The 1,094-nt window shown below is 69.5% G+C and carries 2 protein-coding genes; both read left to right on the plus strand.

Features of this window, described 5'->3' with window-relative positions; all coding sequences use genetic code 11:
- The coding region (locus CF68_RS34450) for a protein-L-isoaspartate(D-aspartate) O-methyltransferase (protein WP_035827949.1) at positions 1 to 678 on the plus strand (678 nt) is incomplete at its 5' end.
- Between the two features lie 8 nt (positions 679 to 686).
- A partial coding sequence (locus CF68_RS34455) for a LysM domain-containing protein (protein WP_035827951.1) occupies positions 687 to 1,094 on the plus strand: 408 nt, incomplete at its 3' end.

Genomic DNA, 1,094 nt, shown 5'->3' on the forward strand with positions numbered 1-1,094 from the left:
GGCATGGCCTCGGCGCGCGCGCGCGTGGCGCTGGCGGCGCGGCTGCGGGCCGCAGGCATCCGCGACGAGCGCGTGCTGTCGGCCATTGCCACCGTGCCACGCCACCTGTTCGTCGAGCCGGGGCTGGCATCGCAGGCGTATGAGGACGCCGCGCTGCCGATCGGCCACCAGCAGACCATTTCCAAGCCGTCGGTGGTGGCGCGCATGATCGAGCTGCTGCGCGAGGGCCTGGCCGCCGACGCGCCGCTGGAGCGCGTGCTCGAGATCGGCACCGGCTGCGGCTACCAGGCCGCGGTGCTGAGCCAGGTGGCGCGCGAAGTCTTCTCGATCGAGCGCATCCGCCCGCTGCACGAGCAGGCCAAGGCGAACCTGCGGCCGCTGCGCGTGCCCAACCTGCGCCTGCACTATGGCGACGGCATGCTGGGGCTGCCCCAGGCGGCGCCGTTTTCGGCCATCATCCTGGCCGCGGCCGGCATGGAGGTGCCCGAGGCGCTGCTGGAGCAGCTGGCCATCGGCGGGCGCCTGATCGCCCCGGTGGCGGTGATGCCGTCGGCGGGCGTGCCGGGCCAGACCGTCACGCAGCAGCTCTTGCTGATCGAGCGGCGCAACCGCCATCGCTTTCACAGAACCGCGCTTGAAGCCGTTTTCTTTGTGCCCTTAAAATCGGGCACCATCTGAGTCGAACTATGCACAACATCGTGAAATCGCAATATTTCGCACGCGCCGGACAACTTTTTGCGGCCTCGGCGCTGACGGCCCTGCTGGCCGCCTGCGCCAATTCGCCGATGCCGGCACCCGTGGTTGACCGTACCTCCACTTCCGGTACCACGGCCGCGACGCTGGAACCGGCGCCCCCCGGATACTATCGGGTCAAGCGAGGCGATACCCTTTACCGTATCGCGCTGGAAAATGGCCAGTCGTATCGCGATGTGGCAACGTGGAACAACCTGACCAATGTGAACCAGATCGAGGTCGGCCAGCTGCTGCGCATCGTGCCGCCGGGTGCCGACGTCAACACTGCGCCCGGCGTGGCCACCATGCCGGTGGCGCCGGGCACGGTGCAGGCGCAGCCGATCGACCAGGCCCGCCCGGCC

This window comes from Cupriavidus sp. SK-4, assembly GCF_000611125.1.
In the GTDB taxonomy this organism is placed as follows: Bacteria; Pseudomonadota; Gammaproteobacteria; order Burkholderiales; family Burkholderiaceae; genus Cupriavidus; species Cupriavidus necator.